The following is a 21,366-nucleotide window of genomic DNA, read 5'->3' as shown; positions in this document are numbered from 1 at the left end:
TCGGCGGCCGGGGCGGCGGTCTCGGCGGCGTCGGTACCTCCGGCCGTCACCGGCGGGCCGGCCGGCCGGGAAGCGGCGCGCCGCCGACGGCGCGGCGGCAGCTTGTCACCGGGTGCGGTGTTCTCGTTCTCTTCGGGCTGTTCGAGCATGCGGGCGGTTCTCCCGTCACGCTCCCGGGCGCCGCGCCTGGTTCCGGTCCGGCGGCACGGACGCGCGGGAAGCGCGGTACCGCCGCCCGGGGCGCGGGCGCCGCACGGGAGCTTCAGTGTCTGGCTCGCCGGTTCCGTACGCCCTGTGCGGACGGCCTGGCGAAAGTCTCCTGGTCAGTGCGCTGCCCGACCCAGATGGCTCCCGAGTCCAGGGCGGCGCTGCGACGACCGGTCCTTACGCGGTGCCCGCACCCGGCGCCGTCGCAGAGGTGGTCGCGGCGGCCGTGGGTGGAGCGGCCGTGACAGCCTCGCGGTCGGGCGCGAGCGGGTCGGTCACCGTGCCGGACTCCTCGTCGAAGAGCCCCTGCGCCAGCCTGGTCACCGCAGCGGGGACCGGCGGCGCCAGGTCGGCCACAGCTCGGAGACCGGACAGGACGTCGTCGGGTCGTACGGCAGGTGTCACGTGCCGAACAACCAGCCGCAGTATCGCACAGGCGCTGTCCAGCGGCCCATCACCCTGGGGATCGCCCGGGGCGGGGACCGCGGTCAGCTCCACGACGGCACCGCGGGTGTCGAAGGTGCGCAGACCGTTCTTGGTCTTGCGCTGTACTTCCACGGTCTCGGCCGCGAGAAACGCGTCGACGGCCTTGCGGGCCGCGTCCACGTCGACGCCGTCGAGCCGCAGCTCCCACACGGAGGCGGTGAGCCGGTCGGCGAGGCCGGAGGTCCGGGCCTCCACGGCGTCGACGATGTCGAGGCCCGTCGGCATGGACTCGTCGAGCATGGCGCGCAGCGTCTCCGGGTCTCGGGACTCGGTGAGCGCGATCTCGAGGTACTCGGCCTCGGAGCCCGTACCCGTCGGGGCGGCGTTGGCGTACGAGACCTTCGGGTGCGGGGTGAATCCGGCCGAGTACGCCATGGGCACCTCGGCACGGCGCAGCGCACGCTCGAAAGCGCGCTGGAAGTCACGGTGGCTGGTGAACCGGAGGCGGCCGCGCTTGGTGTAGCGCAGTCGGATGCGCTGCACCGCCGGTGCGGGCGGCGGGCCTTCGGGCTGTCGCTTGCCCAGTGGTTCTTCTCCTCGATGCGGGGCGGCACGGCCGGCCGCGCCGCCCTCGAAATGCGGGTGTGCCCTGGGGGTCCCGCCCGGCTCACCCCCGCTTCTGCGGGGAGATCTCGGGTGCGGGCGCCGCGCCGGGGACGTTCGTTGTACTACCCAGAGTACGCGCACCCGCCACCTGCGGTTCCCCGGCCCGGTCCGACCCGCTCCCGCCGATCAGTGCCCGCCAGGCGTCCTGACGGGCCTGCCGGACGGTGTCGCGGGCGGAGGCGAGCGCCGCGCGCGCCGCCTGCCGCGCCTCGGCGGCGGCCCTGCGGGCCGGGTTCCACACGGAGTCCCGCACCCAGTGCCCGGCGGGCGTGCAGACCTCCCGGTACACCCAGACGGCGGGCCGCCGCACCAGGTTCCGCGCGACCCACGAGACCGGCCGCGCGACCAGGTGACGCGCCGCCCAGACCAGTGGCCGCGCCACCAGATTGCGGGCCACCCAGGCGATGCCGCGCCCCACGGCGCGGGACACGAAGCCGGCGGCCCGCCAGCAGATGGCGAGCGCGTCGCGCACCTCACGCCCGACGGGCACGAGGACCCGCCGCCACAGCCAGACCGCCGGCCGGACGATGCCGTACGTGACGACGGGCACGACCAGGTACCGCCACACCGCGGCGAACGGCCACGCCACCGCCTTCCCCAGCAGGACGACCCCGGCCACCAGCCCCCGCCAGAGCCCGGAGACCGCCCAGCCGATCCCCCGCCCGAGCCACACGAGCCCCCGCCCGACAGCGGAGAGCACCCACGCCAGCCCTCGCCAGAGCCCGCCGAACACCCACGCCAGCCCCCGCCAGAGCCCGCCGAACACCCACGCCAGCCCCCGCCAGAGCCCGCCGAACACCCACGCCAGCCCCCGCCAGAGCCCGCCGAACACCCACGCCAGCCCCCGCCAGAGCCCGCCGAACACCCACGCCAGCCCCCGCCAGAGCCCGCCGAACACCCACGCCAGCCCGCGGCCGAGCCCGGTGAACAGCCACGCCAGCCCGCGCCCCGAACGGGTGAGCAGCCACCCGACCGCGCGCCCCACCGGAACGAGCACCGAGCGGTACACCCACCCGAGGGGCACGACCACCCCGTACCGGACGACGGGCACGACCACATACCGCCAGAGACCGGCCAACGGCCAGGCGATCCCCTTCCCGAGCACCGTGCCCACGACCACGAGCCCCCGCCAGAGCCGGGCGAGCCCCCAGGCCAGCCCGCGCCCGGCACCCGTACCGGCCCACGCGACACCCCGCCACAGCCCGCCGAAGACCCACCCGATCCCGCGCCCGACGCCCGTCACCGCCCAGGCCACGCCGCGGCCCGCCGGGACGAGGACCTCGTGCCACAGCCATCGGGCCGGGCGGCGGACCGTGTGGTCGTAGAGCCAGGCCAGGCCGCGGCCCGCCGGGCGGAGCAGGGTGCGGTCGACGAAGCGGCCGGTGGCCTTGAGGGCGTCCCAGGCCATGCGGACCGGCAGGACGAGGAGCAGCACGACGATCCGCACCGGGATGCGGATCAGCGCGTGCGGGGCGGGCGGGACGGGCTCCGGGTTTTCCGTGCTCATGACCACCAGGACGCCGACGGCCCGGCGGAAGGTTCACCTTCCGCCGGGCCGTCACCCGACTGATACGCGGGCTGCTCGGACTACGTGTTGGCGAGACCCTCCGAGAGCGAGGCATCGGGTTCGAGGCAGTCACGGGGGCACCGGCCCACATCGACCCCGGTACGGCGCACGGCCGTCTCGTGCTTCAGGTGGTCGCCCGGCCCGCGGAAACGGCGAGAGGCGCCCGGACAGGATCGTCCGAACGCCTCTCCACGCCTTACACCCACTCGACCGCCGAGACGATCCCCGAGCCTCGCCGAGGGGCGGGAAGCGGCGCGCGCCGCTCACGGCGGGGAGTCTGCTCGCGCTCCTTCGCGCCGAGCCCTCGAAGGGCTCCGGCGCGGTCCGCCTCGGAGATGCCGGCAAGCGGCTCAGCCATCCGTTGGATGGCATCGCCGCTGGTCACGGCTACTTCTTGACCGTGAGCGGGAGCAGCTTCTTGCCGGTGGGGCCGATTTGAATGGCCGTGTCCATCTGAGGGCACACGCCGCAGTCGAAGCACGGCGTCCAGCGGCAGTCCTCGACCTCGGTCTCGTCGAGAGCGTCCTGCCAGTCCTCCCAGAGCCAGTCCTTGTCGAGGCCCGAGTCCAGGTGGTCCCAGGGCAGGACCTCCTCGTAGGTGCGCTCGCGGGTGGTGTACCAGGCGACGTCCACGCCGTACTCCGGGAGCGTCTTCTCGGCGCAGGCCATCCAGCGGTCGTACGAGAAGTGCTCGCGCCAGCCGTCGAAGCGGCCGCCGTCCTCGTAGACCGCGCGGATGACGGCGCCGATGCGGCGGTCGCCGCGGGAGAGCAGGCCCTCGACGATGCCGGGCTTGCCGTCGTGGTAGCGGAAGCCGATCGAGCGGCCGTACTTCTTGTCGCCGCGGATCTTGTCCCGGAGCTTCGCCAGGCGCTCGTCGGTCTCCTCGGCGGAGAGCTGCGGCGCCCACTGGAACGGGGTGTGGGGCTTCGGGACGAAGCCGCCGATGGAGACGGTGCAGCGGATGTCGTTCTGGCCGGAGACCTTGCGGCCCTCGGCGATCACGTTCATCGCCATGTCGGCGATCTGCAGGACGTCCTCGTCGGTCTCCGTCGGCAGGCCGCACATGAAGTACAGCTTCACCTGGCGCCAGCCGTTGCCGTACGCCGTGGAGACCGTCCGGATGAGGTCCTCCTCCGAGACCATCTTGTTGATGACCTTGCGCATGCGCTCGGAGCCGCCCTCGGGGGCGAAGGTGAGGCCGGAGCGGCGGCCGTTGCGGGTCAGCTCGTTGGCCAGGTCGACGTTGAAGGCGTCGACGCGGGTGGACGGCAGCGAGAGGCCGATCTTGTCGTCCTCGTAGCGGTCCGCGAGGCCCTTGGCGATGTCGCCGATCTCGGAGTGGTCCGCGGAGGACAGGGAGAGGAGGCCGACCTCCTCGAAGCCCGTGGCCTTCAGGCCGCGGTCCACCATCTCGCCGATGCCGGTGATGCTTCGCTCCCGCACGGGGCGCGTGATCATGCCGGCCTGGCAGAAGCGGCAGCCGCGGGTGCAGCCGCGGAAGATCTCGACGGACATCCGCTCGTGGACGGTCTCGGCGAGCGGGACGAGCGGCTGCTTCGGGTACGGCCACTCGTCGAGGTCCATGACGGTGTGCTTGGAGACGCGCCACGGCACACCGGACTTGTTCGGGACGACGCGGCCGATGCGGCCGTCCGGCAGGTACTCGACGTCGTAGAAGCGCGGGATGTACACGCCGCCGGTCTTGGCGAGCCGGAAGAGGACCTCCTCGCGGCCACCCGGCCTGCCCTCCGCCTTCCACTGCCGGATGATCTCGGTCATGTCGAGCACGGCCTGCTCGCCGTCGCCGATGATCGCCGCGTCGATGAAGTCGGCGATCGGCTCGGGGTTGAAGGCGGCGTGGCCGCCGGCGAGCACGATCGGGTGGTCGACGGTGCGGTCCTTCGACTCCAGCGGGATGCCCGCCAGGTCGAGGGCGGTGAGCATGTTGGTGTAGCCCAGCTCGGTGGAGAAGCTGAGGCCGAAGACGTCGAAGGCCCCGACGGGGCGGTGGCTGTCGACGGTGAACTGCGGCACCTTGTGCTCGCGCATCAGTTCTTCGAGGTCCGGCCAGACGCTGTAGGTGCGCTCGGCGAGGACGCCCTCGCGCTCGTTGAGTACCTCGTAGAGGATCATGACGCCCTGGTTGGGCAGGCCGACCTCGTACGCGTCCGGGTACATCAGCGCCCAGCGGACGTCGGCGGACTCCCACGGCTTGACCGTGGAGTTCAGCTCTCCACCGACGTACTGAATCGGCTTCTGCACGTGCGGGAGCAGGGCTTCGAGCTGCGGGAAGACAGACTCGGCAGCAGACATCTCGAACCTTCGTGAGCTGGCAGGGGGGCGACTCTCAAGCGTACCCCGGTGCTCAGCGGCCCAGCGCCGCCCGGATTCGCCGGGCCGAGGCCCGCCGCCAGAGCGCCGGGAGCTCCTGCTGCCTGGCCTGGGCCGCGGCGCCCTCCCGCGCGTGCAGGACGCCCCAGGTGAACGCGGTCTCGCCGGCCGCGTGGGCCTCGTCGGCGAGGTCGAGCAGGGCGCCGCGGGCGACGACGGCGTCCTGGTGTTCGCCGAGGCAGGTCTGCACGGCCTTGACGCGTTTCGCGTAACGCCTGGCCGGCTTGCCGAGGGTCGGTACGGCGGCGTCGCCGGCGTAGCGGGCGCGTTTGGCGGCCTTGCGGGCCTCGTGGAGGGCGAGGTCGCGTTCGTGGCCGGGGTCGAGGGCGAGGGCGCGGTCGATGCGGTGGGAGAGGCGGCGGTGGTCGCGGCGGATCGCCTTGGGCAGGACCTCGGCCGCCTTCTTCTTCGCGCCGGGGAGCAGGGGCGGGTCGGCGAGGAGGGCGTCGAGGCGGCCGAGGAGGGCCAGGTGGCGGTCGGAGTCGAGGGCGTCGAGGACGTGGCGGCGGGCTTCCCTGTCCCTGGCCGCGCGCCAGGTGCGCAGCCGGGCGCGGACGGGTCCGATGGTCTGCTCGGGCGGCAGCGCGTCGAGCGCGGCGTGCAGGCGGGCTTCCAGGACCTCCAGGTCACGTGCCCGGCCGAGTTCCCCGGCGAGCCATTTCAGCTCGTCGCCGAGCGGGTCGGTGACGGTCCGGTCGAGCACTTTCCGGTACGTCTTGAGGGCGCTGCGCAGGCGGCGGGAGGCGACGCGCATCCGGTGCACGGCGTCGGGCAGGTCCCGTCGCACGGCGGGATCGAGGGCGACGAGCGCGTCGGCCTGTTCGCGCACGTACGCGAGGACGGCGTGTCCGGCGGTGCCGGCGGGGCACGGGGCCGGGGCGGCGGCCTGGCCTCCGGCCGGACGGGCGCCCGTGTCCTCGAGGGCTCTGGCCAGTTTGGAGGGGGCTTTCGACGGGTGGATGCCCGCCTTCTTCAGGTGTCTCCCGACCGCGTCGAGGACGGTTTCGTCGGCGTCGTCGGCGAGTTCGACCTCGATCTCGGTCCAGGAGGTCCGGGCGCCGGTCGGCAGGTGTTCGGCGTGGACGGTGTCGACGGAGAGTTCGGCGAGGGGGGTGCCGTCCTCGGCGGTGAGCCGGCGGACGTGGCGGGAGGTGCGGAGGCGGACGACGGGGACGACCGTGCGGTCGCGGACGCGGGAACGCAGGAGCCCCGCCAGGGCGCCGGGGAGGCTGTCCGAGAGCGGGGCCCTGATCTCGTCGCGGATGCCGGAGGCGACGGGGAACTTCAGGTGCCAGCCGGCGTCCTCGCCGCCGGTGCGGCGGCGCAGGGTGAGGGAGTCGGCGGCGAGGCGCAGGTCGGGCGTGTCGTGGTAGACCGCGTCGAGTTCGGTGACGCCCTCGTCGCGGACGGCCGCCACGCCCCGGACCGTGGTGAGGTCAGGGACCGCCGTTCCCTCGGGGGCCTCGTACTTCCGCTCGGTCTCGCGCTTGGTCTCCGCGCCGTCCGTCATGCATCGAATCTAGACGGCCGACGGGGAAAGGGCAGGGTGCGGGGGAAAAGGGCGGGGTGCGGGGAAAAGGGCGGGGTGTGCCGGTGGTGTTGGGGTGCGCGGGCCGGGGGCAGGGGCCGCGGGCCGAGGGCGGGTGCCGCGGGCAGGGTGCGGGGTGCGCGGGAAAGGGGTGCGGTCCGCGGGCCGGGGGCAGGGTGCGCGGGCCGTCGCGCGTCCGCGCCCCGGGTCACGCGCTCATCGGCCGCTGCACCCTGATCGACTGGAGCAGTCCGATCGCCACCCACACCGCGAACATCGACGAGCCGCCGTACGACACGAACGGCAGGGGCAGGCCCGCGACCGGCATGATGCCGAGGGTCATGCCGATGTTCTCGAAGGACTGGAAGGCGAACCAGGCGATGATGCCGGCGGCCACGACCGTGCCGTACAGCTCGGTCGTCTCGCGGGCGATGCGGCAGGCGCGCCACAGGATCACGCCGAGCAGCGCGAGGATGAGACCGGCGCCGATGAAGCCGAGTTCCTCGCCGGCGACGGTGAAGATGAAGTCGGTCTGCTGCTCGGGCACGAACTGGCCGGTGGTCTGGTGGCCCTTGAAGAGGCCCGCGCCGTACAGGCCGCCGGAGCCGATCGCGATGCGGGCCTGGTTGGTGTTGTAGCCGACGCCGGCCGGGTCGAGTTCGGGGTTGGCGAAGGCGGCGAAGCGGTTGATCTGGTACTCGTCGAGCATGCCGAGCGTGGTGACCAGGACCGCGCCGAGGACGCCCGCGCCGATGAGGCCGAGGACCCAGCGGTTGGAGGCGCCGGAGGCGAGCAGGACGCCGAGCACGATGACGGCCATGACCATGACGGAGCCGAGGTCGGGCATCAGCATGACGATGCCCATGGGCAGGGCGGCCAGGGCGAGGGCCTTGGCGACGGTGCCGTGGTCGGGGTGGAGCTGGTCGCCGGCGTCGACCTTGGCGGCGAGCAGCATGGCCATCACCAGGATGATGGTGATCTTCACGAACTCGCTGGGCTGGAGCGAGAAGCCACCGCCGATGACGATCCACGCGTGGGCGCCGTTGATGGTGGCGCCGAGCGGGGTGAGGACGGCGAGGATCAGCAGGATCGAGATGCCGTAGAGGATCGGTACGGCGCCGCGCAGGGTGCGGTGGCCGAGCCAGACGGTGCCGATCATCAGGGCGAGCCCGATGCCGGTGTTCAGGACGTGGCGGAACAGGAAGTAGTACGGGTCGCCCTGGTTCAGTTCGGTGCGGCCGCGGGTGGCGGACCAGACGAGCAGGGCGCCGATGAGCGAGAGCGCCAGCGAGGACAGCAGGATCGGCCAGTCGAGCCGGCGCAGCACCGAGTCGCGGGCGGTGATCCGGGCGAGGGCGCCGCGTTCGGGTGCGTAGCGGGAGACGGAGAAACTCGTGCGTGTCGTCATCGGTCAGTCCCTCAGGAAGGGGGGCGGGCCGTGGAGCGGTTCCTGTCCGCCGCGGTCCTCCTCGGCGTTCGGGTCGACCAGCTGCGACTTGGGGTCGTACGGCTTGACGGCGGGTGCCTCGATGGTGCCGTCGGGGTTGATCTTCGGCAGGGTCTTCTGCGGCTGGGGCAGGAGGGCCCGCTTGAGGTCCTGGTTGCCGGCGTCGTCGAGGCCGTAGAGGGCGTCGTAGATGTTGCGCACGGCGGGGCCGGAGGCGCCGGAGCCGGTGCCGCCCTGGGAGATCGTCATGACGATGGTGTAGTCGCGGGTGTAGGTCGCGAACCAGGAGGTGGTCTGCTTGCCGTAGACCTGGGCGGTGCCGGTCTTGGCGTGCATGGGGATCTTGTCCTGGGGCCAGCCGCCGAAGCGCCAGGCGGCGGTGCCGCCGGGTTCGACGACGGAGCGCAGGCCCTTGTCGAGGTCCTTGATGGTCTTGGCGTCGACGGGCAGCCGGCCGTGGGCCTGGGGCTTGATCTCCCGGACCTTCTTGCCGTCGGGGCTGATCACGGCCTTGCCGACGGTGGGGTCGTAGAGGGTGCCGCCGTTGCTGATGGCCGCGTAGACGGTGGCGAGCTGGATGGGGGTGATGAGGACGTCGCCCTGGCCGATGGCGAAGTTGATGCTGTCGTAGGCCTTCAGCTGGTTGCCTTCGAGGCAGCTCTCGTACGCGATCTGCTCGACGTACGTGCCGCCCTTCCTGCCCTGCTTGCACCAGGCGTCCTTGTTGGCCTCCCAGAAGCTCTGCTTCCACTGGCGGTCCGGGATGCGGCCCTTGACCTCGTTGGGGAGGTCGATGCCGGTCTCGCCGCCGAAGCCGAAGTCGCGGGCGGTCCGGTAGAACCAGTCCTTGGCGTCCTTCTTGGGCTTGAGGCCGCCGTCGCGGATCCACTCCTGGTGGCCGAGGCGGTAGAAGACGGTGTTGCAGGAGTACTTGAGGGCGTCGCCGAGGGTGATGGGGCCGTGGCCCTGGGACTCGAAGTTCGCGAAGCTGCGGTTGCCCATGCTGTACGAGCTGCTGCAGAGGTACTTGTCGTTGAAGTCGTGGCCGGCGCGCACGGCGGCGCTCGCCGACACGACCTTGAAGACGGAGCCGGCCGGGGCCTGGCCCTGGATGGCCCGGTTGAGCAGCGGGTAGTTGGAGTCCTTGCTGGTGAGGGCGGCGTAGTCCTTGGCGGAGATGCCGCCGACCCAGACGTTGGGGTCGTAGTCGGGCTGGGAGGCCATGGCGATGACGCGGCCGGTCTTCGACTCCATGACGACGACGGCGCCCGAGTCCGCCTCGTACGGGCGGCCGGTGATCTTGTCGGTCTCGCCGCGCACCGTCTTCATGGCCTGGGCGAGCTCGTACTCGGCGACGGCCTGCACGCGGGCGTCGATGCTGGTGACGAGGGTGGAGCCGGCCACGCCGGGGTCGGACTTCGTCTGGCCCATGACGCGGCCGAGGTTGTCCACCTCGTAGCGGGTGACGCCGGCCTGGCCGCGCAGTTCCTTGTCGTAGGTGCGCTCGATGCCGGAGCGGCCCACCTGGTCGGAGCGGAGGAACGGCGATTCGCTGTCCTTGGCCTTCTCGATCTCGTCGTCGGTGACGGGCGAGAGGTAGCCGAGGACCTGGGAGGTGCGGGCCTTGCCGGGGGCCGGGTAGCGGCGGACGGCGGCGAGTTCGGCGGTGATGCCGGGGAAGTCCTCGGAGGCCTCGCGGATGGTCAGGGCCTGCTGGGTGGTGGCCTTGTCGGTCACCGGGATGGGCTGGTAGGGGGAGCCGTTCCAGCAGGGCTTGGGCGTCCGGGAGTCGCAGAGCCGGATCTTGTTCATGACGTCCTGGGGCTTCATGCCCAGGACGCCGGCGAGCCGGGTGAGGACGGCCTTGCCGTCGTCCTTCATCTTCATCAGCTCGGTGCGCGAGGCGGAGACCACGAGCCGGGTCTCGTTGTCGGCGAGCGGAACGCCGCGGGCGTCGAGGATGGAGCCGCGCACGGCGGGCTGGACGACCTGCTGGATGTTGTTGCTCTTGGCCTCGTCGGCGTACTCCTTGCCGTTGCGGATCTGGAGGTACCAGAGGCGTCCGCCGAGGGTGAAGAGCAGGGAGAAGACGAGTACCTGGATGACGACGAGCCGGATCTGGACGCGGGGTGTCCGCCCGGTCTCGGGGATGTTGCTCATGCTGCCGCTGCCCCCTGGGTCACAGTCGCTTGACTCCCTTGATGCGTCCGGCGCGTCCGGCGCGCGTGCGGGCGGCCTTGACGAGCAGGCCGCTGCGCTGGGTGCCGATCCTCAGGCCGGTGCCGGAGGAGAGCCAGCCGGAGGCGACGTCGGCTCCGCCCGCTCCGTTGGCCTCGGCCAGCGGGTCGTTCTCCGCGCGCCGGGCGACGGCCATGATGAGCGGCACGGTGAAGGGCGCGAGGAGCAGGTCGTAGAGGGCCGCGGTGAACAGCAGGGAGCCGAGGCCGACATGGCGGGCGGCGGTGTCGCCGACGAGGGCGCCGACGCCCGCGTAGAGGAGGGTGGAGCCGACGGCGGCGGCGACGACCACGGCCATGGGTCCGGTGGCGGACTTGAGCCGGCCGTTCTCGGGGCGGGCGAGGCCGCAGAGGTAGCCGACGACGCACAGGACGAGCGCGTAGCGTCCGGCGGCGTGGTCGGCGGGCGGGGCGAGGTCGGCGAGCAGGCCGGCGGTGAAGCCGACGAGGGCGCCGGTGACGTGTCCGTGCACCAGGGCGAGGGCCACGACGGTGAGCAGGACGAGGTCGGGGACGGCGCCGGGGAGCTGGAGGCGGGCGAGGACGGAGACCTGGACGACGAGCGCGACGACGATCAGGGCGGCGGAGAGGAGGATGCGGTTGAGCTTCACGGTGTCTCCCCCTGGTCCTGCGGCGGGTTGTCGGCGTCGGGCTGCCGGGCCTGGTCCTCCGGCTTCACGCCCTGCTGCCGGTTCTGGTCCTGGGTTTGGTTCTGTCCGTCCGGGGGCGGCGGGGTGACCGTGACGGTGACGGTCGGGGCCGGCTTGGGCTTGGGCGGCAGGACCATGTCGCGCGGGTCGGTGCGCGGGGCCTGGACCACGACGCCGACGATGTCGAGCTTGGTGAATCCGACGTACGGGCGGACGTGGACGTTGCGGGTGAGGCTGCCGCCGAGCGGGTCGACGCGGACGACCTCGCCGACGGGCACTCCGGGCACGAAGGGCTTGTTGCCGGCGGAGCCGAAGGTGACGAGGCGGTCGCCCGGCTTGACGCCGGCCTTGCCGTTGAGGAGCTGGACGAGCAGCGGACGGTCGCCCTGTCCGGTGGCGAAGCCGAGCTCGTCGCTCTTCTCCATGCGGGTGCCGACGGTGAAGTCGGGGTCGTTGGCGAGCAGCACGGTGGACGTGGTGGGGCCGACGGTGGTGACGCGGCCGACGAGTCCGGAGCCGTTGAGCACCGTCATATCGCGCCGGACGCCGTCGCGGGCGCCGATGTCGATGGTGACGGTCCAGGAGAAGCCCTGGGCGGCTCCTATGGCGATGACCTGGGCGCCCTTGATGCCGTACTGGCCGGCGCCGGCGGTCTTCAGCATGGCGTCGAGTTCGCGCAGCCGGTTGCGGTTGCGGTCGTCGCTGCCGAGCTTCGCCTTGAGGGCGGCGTTCTCCTGCTCCAGGGCGGCGATCCGGTTGTGCCGCTCGCCGGAGTCGCGGACGGCTCCTATCGCGTTGCCGATGGGGTCGACCGCCGAGGCGACGCCGTTCTCGACGGGGCCGAAGACCGCGGCCGCGGCCTGTCGGGCACCGTCGACCGGCGACTCCTGGCCTCCCCGGATGTCCACCGTGATCAGTGCGAACGCGATGGCGATCAGCAGTACCAGGAGCAGCCGGCTCTCTCGTGTGTCCCTCACGTGCGGCGGCCGTGCCCTTCCCTCGTGGTTCATTGTGCAGATGTGCGTACCGTACGGGCCCGGGGCCCGGCCGGTCAGCGGCGCGGCTGGGCGTCCAGGACCTGCTGGAGCGCCTCGAACTCCTCGACGCACTTGCCGGATCCCAGGGCCACCGAGTCCAGCGGGTCCTCGGCGATGTGGATCGGCATGCCGGTCTCGCGGCGCAGGCGTTCGTCGAGGCCGCGGAGCAGGGCGCCGCCACCCGTGAGAACGATGCCGCGGTCCATGACGTCACCGGACAGTTCCGGCGGGCACTTGTCGAGGGTGGTCTTCACCGCGTCGACGATGGCGTTGACCGGTTCCTCGATGGCCTTGCGGACCTCGGCCGCCGAGATGACGACGGTCTTCGGCAGGCCGGAGACGAGGTCGCGGCCGCGGATCTCGGTGTGCTCGTCCTGGTCGAGGTCGTAGGCGGAACCGATGGTGATCTTGATCTGCTCGGCGGTCCGCTCACCGAGGAGGAGCGAGTACTCCTTCTTGATGTGCTGGATGATCGCGTTGTCGAGCTCGTCGCCGGCCACCCGGATGGACTGTGCCGTGACGATTCCGCCGAGGGAGATGACGGCCACCTCGGTGGTGCCGCCGCCGATGTCGACGACCATGTTGCCGGTGGCCTCGTGGACCGGGAGGCCCGAGCCGATGGCGGCGGCCATGGGCTCCTCGATGATGTGCACCTGGCGGGCGCCGGCCTGGGTGGAGGCCTCGATGACGGCGCGGCGCTCGACTCCGGTGATGCCGGAGGGCACGCAGACGACGACCCGGGGGCGGGCCAGGTAGCGACGCTTGTGGATCTTCAGGATGAAGTAGCGCAGCATGCGCTCGGTGATCTCGAAGTCGGCGATCACCCCGTCCTTGAGCGGACGGACGGCGACGATGTTGCCCGGCGTGCGGCCGATCATCTTCTTCGCCTCGGCGCCGACCGCGAGGATCCCGCCGGTGTTGGTGTTGATCGCGACGACGGACGGCTCGTTCAGAACGATGCCTCGACCCCTGACGTACACCAGCGTGTTGGCGGTCCCGAGGTCGACAGCCATGTCACGGCCGATGAACGACATTGAGTTCCCCTTGTTTCCCATGAGGATGCGTCGGGCCTTCCCTAGCGGAGCGTTGACGGCTTCTCAGGTCGGCGAGATGGTGACTGAAGGGTGGTGCGGCGTGGAGTTTTCCCAATCGTAGTGCCGCCCGCCCGGATACCGCGCGGCGGAGTACCCCAGTCCACCTCTGTATAGGTGACGGAATGACGCGGCGATCCGTTCCCGGGTTCGGCGTTCATATGCCTGGGGGCGACCGAATTCCTTCGGTCGCCCCCGGGCATGGGCTGATCGGCTGACACCGGGTCAGCGCAGGCCGTCGGGCGCGGCCGCCGGGCCGGTCCCTCGGGCGGGGCCGCCGCAGGTCACGGCCGTCGGGCGGTGTCGTCAGGAGAGGCCCGGGAAGAAGATCTTCAGCTCGCGGACGGCGGACTCCTCGGAGTCCGAGGCGTGGATGAGGTTCTCGCGGACGATGGTGCCGAAGTCGCCGCGGATGGAGCCCGGGGCGGCGGCGATCGGGTCGGTCGGGCCGGCCAGGGTGCGCAGGCCCTCGATGACCCGCTCGCCCTCGACGACGAGCGCGACGACCGGGCCGGACTGCATGAAGCCCATCAGCGGCTCGTAGAAGGGCTTGCCCTTGTGCTCGCCGTAGTGCTGCTCCAGCGTCTCCTGGTCCAGCTCGCGCATCTCCAGGGCCGTGATGGTCCAGCCCGCCTTGCGCTCGATGCGGCCGATGATCTCGCCGATCAGACCGCGGCGGACGGCGTCGGGCTTGAGCAGGACGAGCGATCGCTGGCTCACGGGGGAACTCCTTAGGAACAACGGTGTGCGGGTCTCCGAATCTACAGGGCCCGCACCGGGGGTCGTCACGCAGAGTCAGGCCGTGCGGGGCCCGGCCCGGCCGTCGGTCGGGTGGCGGGGCCAGGGCCCGTCGGGTGGGGCGGGGACGCCGCCCGGGCCTGGCGGCCCCGGCCCGGCCGTCGGTCAGGTGGCGGCGGACTCCGCCTCCTGGCGGGCCGCCCAGTCGGCCTTGATGGCGTCGATCTTCCGGCCGTAGTGCACCGAGGCCCACCACAGGACGGCGAAGACCACGCCGAGGAAGAACATGACCGGCACCACGAAGCCGCTCGCGACCAGCGCGATCTGCAGGGCCCAGCCCAGCTGGACGCCGCCCGGGCGGGTGATCGTCCCGCACAGCAGCACCGACAGGACCATGGCGATCCCGCAGACCCACCACACCGTGGACATCGCCAGCGAGTCGTCCTTCATGGCGACCAGACCGGCGAACCCGATCACGAAGAACTCGCCGATCAGCGTCGAGGAACACAGCACCCGCATGGGGTCAGCCCTTCTTGAGCAGCAGCCGGGCGTCGCCGACCGTGAAGATGGAACCCGTCACGAGGACGCCCGCGCCCGCGTACTCGCCCTCCTCCTCGGCGAGGGTGATCGCCGTCTCCAGAGCGTCGTCCAGGCGCGGTTCGACGACCACCCGGTCCTCGCCGAAGACCTCGACGGCGAGCGCGGCCAGCGCGTCGACGTCGGTGGCCCGCGGATTGGAGTTCGCGGTGATCACGACCTCCGCGAAGATCGGCTCGAAGGCCTCCAGGAGACCCTTGGCGTCCTTGTCGCCGCTGGTCGACACCACGCCGACGAGCCGCGAGAAGCCGAAGGCCTCGCTGACGCCCTCGGCGGTGGCGCGGGCTCCGTGCGGGTTGTGCGCGGCGTCCAGGATGACCGTCGGCGACTTGCGCACGACCTCCAGGCGGCCGGGCGAGGCCACCTGCGCGAAGGCCCGGCGGACCGTGTCGATGTCCAGGGTGCGGGCGTGCTGCGCGCCGATGCCGAAGAAGGCCTCGACGGCGGCGAGCGCCACGGCCGCGTTGTGCGCCTGGTAGGCGCCGTGCAGCGGCAGGAACACGTCCTCGTACTCGCCGCCCAGGCCGCGCAGGGTGAGGAGCTGGCCGCCGACCGCCACCTCGCGGGCGACGACGCCGAACTCCATGCCCTCGCGGGCCACGGTCGCGTCCACGTCGACGGCCTTCTTCAGGAGCACCTGGGCGGCGTCGACCGGCTGCTGGGCGAGGATCACGGTCGCGCCCTGCTTGATGATCCCGGACTTCTCGCCGGCGATCTCGGCGGTCGTCCCGCCGAGCCGGTCGGTGTGGTCCAGGTCGATCGGGGTGACCACGGCGACGGAGGCGTCGATGACGTTGGTGGCGTCCCACGTGCCGCCCATGCCGACCTCGACGACGGCCGCGTCGACCGGGGCGTCGGCGAAGGCCGCGTACGCCATGCCGGTCAGCACCTCGAAGAAGGACAGCCGGTACTCCTCGCGGGCGTCGACCAGCTCGACGTACGGCGCGATGTCCCGGTACGTCTCGATGAAGCGCTCCGGGTCGATCGGGGCGCCGTCGAGGCTGATCCGCTCGGTGATGGTCTGCACGTGCGGCGAGGTGTAGCGGCCGGTGCGCAGGTCGAAGGCGCCGAGCAGCGCCTCGATCATGCGGGCGGTGGAGGTCTTGCCGTTGGTGCCGGTCACGTGGATCGACGGGTACGCGCGCTGCGGATCGCCGAGGACGTCCATCAGGGCGGCGATCCGGGTGACCGAGGGCTCCAGCTTGGTCTCGCCCCAGCGGGTGGACAGCTCGGTCTCGACCTCGCGGAGCGCCTTGTCGACCTCGGGGTCGGCGGGCCGGGAGGGCACCGGGTCGCCCTGCGGCGGGCCGGACATGGCGCGCAGGGTGCGGCTGCCGGCCTCGATCACCGCCAGGTCGGGGTCGCGTGTCGTCTCGGTGTCGACGATGTCGTCGAACAGGTCGCCCTGGTCGCCGTCGTCGAACCGTTCGTCGTCGAACTGGTCGCGGTCGCTCTGGTCGCTCGGCTCACTCACGCGACCAGTCTACGGAGCGGCACGGACCCGGCCACGGAGCACCCCTTCCGGGTCTGCCGGCCGGGTGCGGGGCGCCCGGGACCGGTCGGGCCGTGCCGTCAGCGGGGCAGGCCCGACGGGAGGGTCGCCGTGACCACGTAGGCGCCGTGCTCGGGGCGGGCGTGCAGGGTGCCGCCCATGCTGGTGACGCGTTCGTCCATGGAGAAGAGGCCGGTTCCGGTCGAGACCGGGGCGCGGTGCGGCGGGGCCGGGGCGAGCGGGTTGCGGACCTCGACCCGCAGGGACGGGCCGTCGAGCTCGATGGTGACGCCGACCGGGAGGCCCGGCGCGTGCTTGGCGGCGTTCGTCAGGCACTCCTGGACCACCCGGTGGACGGCCGTCTGCCGCAGCGGCGACAGCGCCTTCGCCTCCTCGGCGACGACCAGGTGCACCGGGCTGCCCATCCGCTCGCTCTCCTCGGCGAGCGCGGTCAGCCCTTCGAGGCCGGGCGTGGCGGCGGCCCCGTCGCCCCGCCGCACGACCGTCTCGTTGAGCATGTGGTGGGCGCGCCGCGCGGTGTCGGCGAGCTCCTCGAAGTCCTTCCGGTGCGCCTCTCCCCTGGCCCGTACGGCCAGCACCTCGGCCCGCACCGCCAGCACGGTGAGCTCGCGGCCCACCAGGTCGTGGACGTCCCTTCCGACCGAGATCCGTTCCTCCTGGACGGCCTGCCGCGCGGCGGCCTCCCGCCGCTGGGTCTCCAGGGCGCGCACGAGGTCGTGGCGGTGCGCGGCGATGCCGACGCCCGCGGCGAGGACGCCGATCGGGACGACGAGGCCGAGGAAGTCGCTGAGGTTCTCGCCGTGCGGGCCTGGCCAGCCGGGCATCTCGTAGTACGCGCAGGCCGTGCCGACGTACAGGGCGGTGGCGAGGACGGCGATGCGGCGGCCCCGGAAGCGGCCGAGCGAGTACAGCGCGAACTGGATCATCGTGAGCTCGTGCAGCCAGCCCAGCAGGCCGAATGCCACCAGGAAGGGCACCCAGGGCGCCTTCCGCCGCAGCACCAGGGTGGCCGCGCCGGCCGCGAGGGCCAGGGCTGCGGTGGCGCCGGTGAGCGAGTTGTCCTCGCGGGCGAGCCCCGGCACGTCCAGGAGCATCAGGCCGAAGGCGCTGAGCGCGGCGACGACGTCCGCCGCCCTGGGCGACTCCGCCCACCGGTCCACGCGGCGGCGCAGCGCGGAGCGGTGGGCGGGAAGAGGAAGCATGCGTTCCATCATCCCGGGTCCTTCGTCCCGGCGCCGAGGACCCGAAGTCCCGCCCTGCGTGACATCGGGCACTTCGCTCATGGTGTGGATTCTGGACGAAGACCCGGCGGAACACGCGGCGACGGCGAGCGCGGGGCCGGTCGCGGCGGAGCGCAGGAGGTCCTGAGGACCGGTCGACGCGGAGGGGCCCGGAACCATCGATCCACCGATGGTTCCGGGTCCCTCCGTCACGCCTCGGGCGTCATGCCTCGCACGTCACGCCTGCGGCAGGCGCTCCAGCTGGGCCTGGATGCGGGCGATGTCCTCCTCCGCCTTGGCGAGGCGGCCACGGATCTTGTCGACCACGTTGTCCGGGGCCTTCGCCAGGAACGCCTCGTTGCCGAGCTTGCCTTCGGCCTGCGCCTTCTCCTTCTCGGCGGCGGCCAGGTCCTTCGCGAGCCGCTTGCGCTCGGCGGCGACGTCGATCGTGCCCGACAGGTCGAGCGAGACCGTCGCGCCGGCGACCGGCAGGGAGGCGGTGGCGGAGAAGCCCTCGCCCTCCGGCTGGAGGCGCAGCAGCTGGCGGATGGCGGCCTCGTGCGCGACGAGCGCGGTGCCGTCGAGCTCGAGGCGGGCGGGGACCTTCTGCGCGTCCTGGAGGCCCTGCTCCTTGCGGAACCGGCGGACCTCGGTGACGAGCCGCTGGACGAGCTCGATCTCCTCCTCGGCCGCCTTGTCGCGGAAGCCCCCCGGGGCGTCAGCCCCAGGAACGAACACGGCCTTCGGCCAGTCGGCGATCACCAGGGACTCGCCGCCCGTGAGGGTGGTCCACAGGGTGTCGGTGACGAACGGGACGATGGGGTGCAGCAGCCGCAGCATGACGTCCAGGACCTCGCCGAGGACCCGGCCGGAGACCTTGGCCTGCTCGCCGCCCGCGAAGAACGTGGTCTTCGAGAGCTCGACGTACCAGGCGAAGACCTCGTCCCACGCGAAGTGGTAGAGCGACTCGCTCAGCTTGGCGAACTGGAAGTCCTCGTAGTACGCGTCGACCTGCGCGACCGTCTCGTTGAGGCGGGACAGGATCCAGCGGTCGGTCGCCGACATCGCGGAGGCGTCCGGCAGCGGACCCTCGACCGTCGCGCCGTTCATCATCGCGAAGCGGGTGGCGTTCCAGATCTTGTTGGCGAAGTTCCGGGACGCCTGGACCCAGTCTTCGCCGATCGGGACGTCGGCACCCGGGTTGGCTCCCTTGGCGAGGGTGAAGCGGACGGCGTCGGAGCCGTACGCGTCCATCCAGTCCAGGGGGTCGACCGCGTTCGGGTTCGACTTCGACATCTTCTTGCCGAACTCGTCGCGGACGAGGCCGGTGAGCGCGATCGTCGTGAACGGGACCTGGCCGTCCATCGCGTACAGACCGAACATCATCATCCGGGCGACCCAGAAGAAGATGATGTCGTGGCCGGTGAGCAGGACGTCGGTCGAGTAGAACTTCTCCAGGTCCGGGGTCTTCTCCGGCCAGCCGAGCGTGGAGAACGGCCACAGGCCGGAGGAGAACCAGGTGTCCAGGACGTCGGGGTCCTGGGTCCAACCCTCGCCGGCGGGCGCCTCGTCGTCGGGGCCGAGGCAGACGACCTCGCCGTTCGGGCCGTACCAGATCGGGATGCGGTGGCCCCACCACAGCTGGCGCGAGATGCACCAGTCGTGCATGTTGTCGACCCAGTCGAAGTAGCGCCGCGACATCTCCTCGGGGTGGATCTTGACGCGGCCGTCACGGACGGCGTCGCCGGCCTGCTGGGCCAGCGGGCCGACCTTGACCCACCACTGCATCGACAGGCGCGGCTCGACGGTGGTCTTGCAGCGCGAGCAGTGACCGACGGAGTGCATGTACGGGCGCTTCTCGGCGACGATCCGGCCCTGCTCCTTCAGCGCGCCGACGATCGCCGAGCGGGCCTCGAAGCGGTCCAGGCCGAGGAAGGGGCCGTGGACGGTGATGACGCCGTGCTCGTCCATGACGGACAGCGAGGGCAGGTCGTGGCGCCGGCCGATCGCGAAGTCGTTCGGGTCGTGCGCCGGCGTCACCTTGACGGCGCCGGTGCCGAACTCGGGGTCGACGTGGGTGTCGGCGACGACGGGGATCGTGCGGTCGGTCAGCGGCAGCTTGATCCGCTTGCCGACCAGGTGCCGGTAGCGCTCGTCGTCCGGGTGGACGGCGACGGCGGTGTCACCGAGCATCGTCTCGGCGCGGGTGGTGGCGACGACCAGGCTGTCGTCGCCCTCGCCGTAGCGGATGGAGACGAGCTCGCCCGCGTCCTCCTGGTACTCGACCTCGATGTCGGAGATCGCAGTGAGGCAGCGCGGACACCAGTTGATGATGCGCTCGGCGCGGTAGATCAGCTCGTCGTCGTAGAGCTTCTTGAAGATGGTCTGGACGGCACGGGACAGGCCCTCGTCCATGGTGAACCGCTCGCGGGACCAGTCGACGCCGTCGCCGAGGCGGCGCATCTGGCCGAGGATCCGGCCGCCGTACTCGTCCTTCCACTGCCAGACGCGCTCGACGAACTCCTCGCGGCCCAGGTCGTGGCGGGACTTGCCCTCCTCGGCGAGCTGCTGCTCGACCTTGTTCTGGGTGGCGATGCCGGCGTGGTCCATGCCGGGCAGCCACAGGGCTTCGAAGCCCTGCATGCGCTTGCGGCGGACGAGGGCGTCCATCAGCGTGTGCTGGAAGGCGTGGCCCAGGTGGAGCGAGCCGGTGACGTTCGGCGGCGGAATGACGATGGTGTACGGCGGCTTCTCGCTCTTCGCGTCCGCCTCGAAGTACCCGCGCTCTACCCAGCGCTCGTACAGCGGCCCCTCTACCTCGGCCGGCGTGTACTGGGTCGGCAGTTCGGTGGTGGCTGCTGTCTGCTGCTGAGTGTTCTCGGTCACGGGCCCAGTTTAGAGGTGTCCCGGACCTGTCCTGAAACTCGATTGTTCGGTAACGGTGTGCCCCCCACTGCCCCGGCGGGGCGCGCCTTCCGACAGGATGTTCGCTACGCATAAACATCCTGTGAGGGGAACCTGTCCATGAGCTACAACCAGCCCGGCCCGTACGGCGGCGGCCAGCCGAACCCTTACGGCCAGCAGCCCGGCCCCTACGGCGGCCAGCCGGGCCCCTACGGCCAGCCGCAGGCGCCGCAGCCGGGCTACGGCTACCCGCAGCAGGCACCGCAGGGCGTCCCGCCGCAGCAGCCGTACGGCTACCCGCAGCAGCCCCAGCAGCCCGGCCCGTACGGCCAGCCGCCCCAGCAGCCCCCGTACGGCGCCCCGCAGGGCCCCGGCGGCTACATGCCCCCGCCGCCGCCCGTGAAGAAGGGCAAGGCCGGCTGGGTCATCGGCGGCATCGCGGTGGTGGCGGCGATCGGCGTGGGCGCGTACTTCGTGTTCGGCGGCGGCGCCGGCAACAGTGCCGTGGCGGACGACACCAAGGGCTACAAGGTGACCCCGGCCGAGACGGTCGGCGAGTACAAGATCAAGGGCAGTGCCAAGCCGGTCACCATGAGCGCCAAGCAGAAGGAGAACGCGGCCGCGCTCGGCGTCACCAACCCGCAGATGGTCAAGGCCGATTACCGGGCCGGCGACTCCTCCGACCCGATGAAGTCCAAGAGCATGAGCCTGAACGGCACGTGGGGCGAGATCGCCGACCCGGAGAAGGCCATCGACGGCGGCTTCGGCAACCTCACGAAGAAGGAGAACACGGACCTCGGCGAGGGGCTGAAGATCGAGGCCGTCGGCACCCCGGAGGAGAAGACGCCCGCCGGCTTCGAGGGCGCGCTGATGAAGTGCCAGTACATCAAGTTCTCGAACCCCAGCGGTGACGGCTCCCTCGAGAAGGGGCCGAAGGAGTTCAAGATCCCCACCTGCATCTGGGCCGACTACAGCACGTACGGCGTGGTCAACCTCATGGACACCGCCGGTGCCATGCTCGGGCAGTCGCCGTCGCTCGACCAGGTCGCCGAGGTGGCCGCGCAGCACTACAAGGCCTCGCGCAGCAAGGCCTGATCGCACGACGGTGCGTGAGTGACACGACGAAGGGGCGCACCGCCGGAAT

General features: G+C 71.8%; 16 protein-coding genes. 1 reads left to right on the top strand and 15 read right to left on the bottom strand.

Annotated elements, in window-relative coordinates; translation table 11 throughout:
* Positions 1–384: 384 nt before the first annotated feature.
* From ESG85_RS18035 to ESG85_RS17970, 15 genes are all read right to left on the bottom strand, one after another.
* Positions 385–1,176: a TIGR03936 family radical SAM-associated protein gene (locus tag ESG85_RS18035; protein ID WP_128980456.1), complete on the bottom strand. Its 792-nt coding sequence runs from the start codon at positions 1,174–1,176 to the stop codon at positions 385–387.
* A 124-nt stretch (positions 1,177–1,300) separates the two neighbouring features.
* Positions 1,301–2,806, bottom strand: a complete 1,506-nt coding sequence (locus tag ESG85_RS18030; protein WP_128980454.1) for a hypothetical protein — start codon at positions 2,804–2,806, stop codon at positions 1,301–1,303.
* Between the two features lie 256 nt (positions 2,807–3,062).
* Entirely contained in the window at positions 3,063–3,224 is a 162-nt protein-coding gene (locus ESG85_RS35025) for a hypothetical protein (RefSeq protein ID WP_164986263.1), read from the bottom strand.
* Positions 3,225–3,253: 29 nt separating this feature from the next.
* Positions 3,254–5,182 carry a TIGR03960 family B12-binding radical SAM protein gene (locus ESG85_RS18025; protein ID WP_128980452.1) on the bottom strand — a complete coding sequence of 643 codons (1,929 nt, stop codon included), beginning with the start codon at positions 5,180–5,182 and terminating at the stop codon, positions 3,254–3,256.
* A 52-nt stretch (positions 5,183–5,234) separates the two neighbouring features.
* Complete coding sequence (locus ESG85_RS18020) at positions 5,235–6,770, bottom strand: CYTH and CHAD domain-containing protein (RefSeq protein WP_128980450.1); 1,536 nt, start codon at positions 6,768–6,770, stop codon at positions 5,235–5,237.
* Between the two features lie 226 nt (positions 6,771–6,996).
* Positions 6,997–8,196, bottom strand: a complete 1,200-nt coding sequence (gene rodA / locus ESG85_RS18015) for a rod shape-determining protein RodA (RefSeq protein ID WP_128980448.1) — start codon at positions 8,194–8,196, stop codon at positions 6,997–6,999.
* A 3-nt stretch (positions 8,197–8,199) separates the two neighbouring features.
* Positions 8,200–10,395, bottom strand: coding sequence for a penicillin-binding protein 2 (gene mrdA, locus ESG85_RS18010; protein WP_128980446.1), 2,196 nt, complete (start codon positions 10,393–10,395; stop codon positions 8,200–8,202).
* Positions 10,396–10,414: 19 nt separating this feature from the next.
* Positions 10,415–11,083: a rod shape-determining protein MreD gene (gene mreD, locus ESG85_RS18005; protein WP_128980444.1), complete on the bottom strand. Its 669-nt coding sequence runs from the start codon at positions 11,081–11,083 to the stop codon at positions 10,415–10,417.
* Positions 11,080–12,099, bottom strand: coding sequence for a rod shape-determining protein MreC (gene mreC / locus ESG85_RS18000; RefSeq protein ID WP_128980442.1), 1,020 nt, complete (start codon positions 12,097–12,099; stop codon positions 11,080–11,082). The genes mreD and mreC overlap by 4 nt, the downstream gene beginning before the upstream one ends.
* 74 nt (positions 12,100–12,173) lie before the next feature.
* On the bottom strand, positions 12,174–13,193 hold the full coding sequence (locus ESG85_RS17995; protein WP_046905593.1) for a rod shape-determining protein: 1,020 nt from the start codon (positions 13,191–13,193) through the stop codon (positions 12,174–12,176).
* A 363-nt stretch (positions 13,194–13,556) separates the two neighbouring features.
* The gene (gene ndk / locus ESG85_RS17990; RefSeq protein WP_128980440.1) at positions 13,557–13,970 is read right to left on the bottom strand and encodes a nucleoside-diphosphate kinase; all 414 of its coding nucleotides are present in this window, start codon (positions 13,968–13,970) and stop codon (positions 13,557–13,559) included.
* A 183-nt stretch (positions 13,971–14,153) separates the two neighbouring features.
* Entirely contained in the window at positions 14,154–14,507 is a 354-nt protein-coding gene (locus tag ESG85_RS17985) for a DUF4233 domain-containing protein (protein ID WP_128980438.1), read from the bottom strand.
* Positions 14,508–14,511: 4 nt separating this feature from the next.
* On the bottom strand, positions 14,512–15,984 hold the full coding sequence (gene folC, locus ESG85_RS17980) for a bifunctional tetrahydrofolate synthase/dihydrofolate synthase (protein WP_128980464.1): 1,473 nt from the start codon (positions 15,982–15,984) through the stop codon (positions 14,512–14,514).
* A gap of 173 nt (positions 15,985–16,157) precedes the next feature.
* On the bottom strand, positions 16,158–17,300 hold the full coding sequence (locus ESG85_RS17975; RefSeq protein ID WP_246095116.1) for a sensor histidine kinase: 1,143 nt from the start codon (positions 17,298–17,300) through the stop codon (positions 16,158–16,160).
* Between the two features lie 255 nt (positions 17,301–17,555).
* A complete protein-coding gene (locus ESG85_RS17970) occupies positions 17,556–20,204 on the bottom strand; it encodes a valine--tRNA ligase (RefSeq protein WP_128980434.1) in 2,649 nt (882 codons plus the stop codon).
* A gap of 138 nt (positions 20,205–20,342) precedes the next feature.
* On the opposite strand from ESG85_RS17970, the gene ESG85_RS17965 reads away from it, so the two are divergent.
* On the top strand, positions 20,343–21,317 hold the full coding sequence (locus ESG85_RS17965; protein WP_128980432.1) for a hypothetical protein: 975 nt from the start codon (positions 20,343–20,345) through the stop codon (positions 21,315–21,317).
* Positions 21,318–21,366: the final 49 nt, after the last annotated feature.

Origin of the sequence: Streptomyces roseicoloratus, from assembly GCF_004117935.1 — a bacterium.
GTDB lineage: Bacteria > Actinomycetota > Actinomycetes > Streptomycetales > Streptomycetaceae > Streptomyces > Streptomyces roseicoloratus.
Note: the sequence above shows the minus strand (reverse complement) of the source record. Positions and strands in the feature narration are given on the sequence as shown.

What these genes read in the sequence shown, in the direction of transcription:
- ESG85_RS17975 (WP_246095116.1), bottom strand. Translation starts at nt 17,300, where the DNA reads ATGCTTCCTCTTCCCGCCCACCGCTCCGCGCTGCGCCGCCGCGTGGAC.
- ESG85_RS17965 (WP_128980432.1), top strand. Translation starts at nt 20,343, where the DNA reads ATGAGCTACAACCAGCCCGGCCCGTACGGCGGCGGCCAGCCGAACCCT.
- ESG85_RS17995 (WP_046905593.1), bottom strand. Translation starts at nt 13,193, where the DNA reads ATGTCGTTCATCGGCCGTGACATGGCTGTCGACCTCGGGACCGCCAAC.
- ESG85_RS18020 (WP_128980450.1), bottom strand. Translation starts at nt 6,770, where the DNA reads ATGACGGACGGCGCGGAGACCAAGCGCGAGACCGAGCGGAAGTACGAG.
- mrdA (WP_128980446.1), bottom strand. Translation starts at nt 10,395, where the DNA reads ATGAGCAACATCCCCGAGACCGGGCGGACACCCCGCGTCCAGATCCGG.
- ESG85_RS35025 (WP_164986263.1), bottom strand. Translation starts at nt 3,224, where the DNA reads ATGGCTGAGCCGCTTGCCGGCATCTCCGAGGCGGACCGCGCCGGAGCC.
- ESG85_RS18025 (WP_128980452.1), bottom strand. Translation starts at nt 5,182, where the DNA reads ATGTCTGCTGCCGAGTCTGTCTTCCCGCAGCTCGAAGCCCTGCTCCCG.
- rodA (WP_128980448.1), bottom strand. Translation starts at nt 8,196, where the DNA reads ATGACGACACGCACGAGTTTCTCCGTCTCCCGCTACGCACCCGAACGC.
- ESG85_RS17985 (WP_128980438.1), bottom strand. Translation starts at nt 14,507, where the DNA reads ATGCGGGTGCTGTGTTCCTCGACGCTGATCGGCGAGTTCTTCGTGATC.
- ESG85_RS18030 (WP_128980454.1), bottom strand. Translation starts at nt 2,806, where the DNA reads ATGAGCACGGAAAACCCGGAGCCCGTCCCGCCCGCCCCGCACGCGCTG.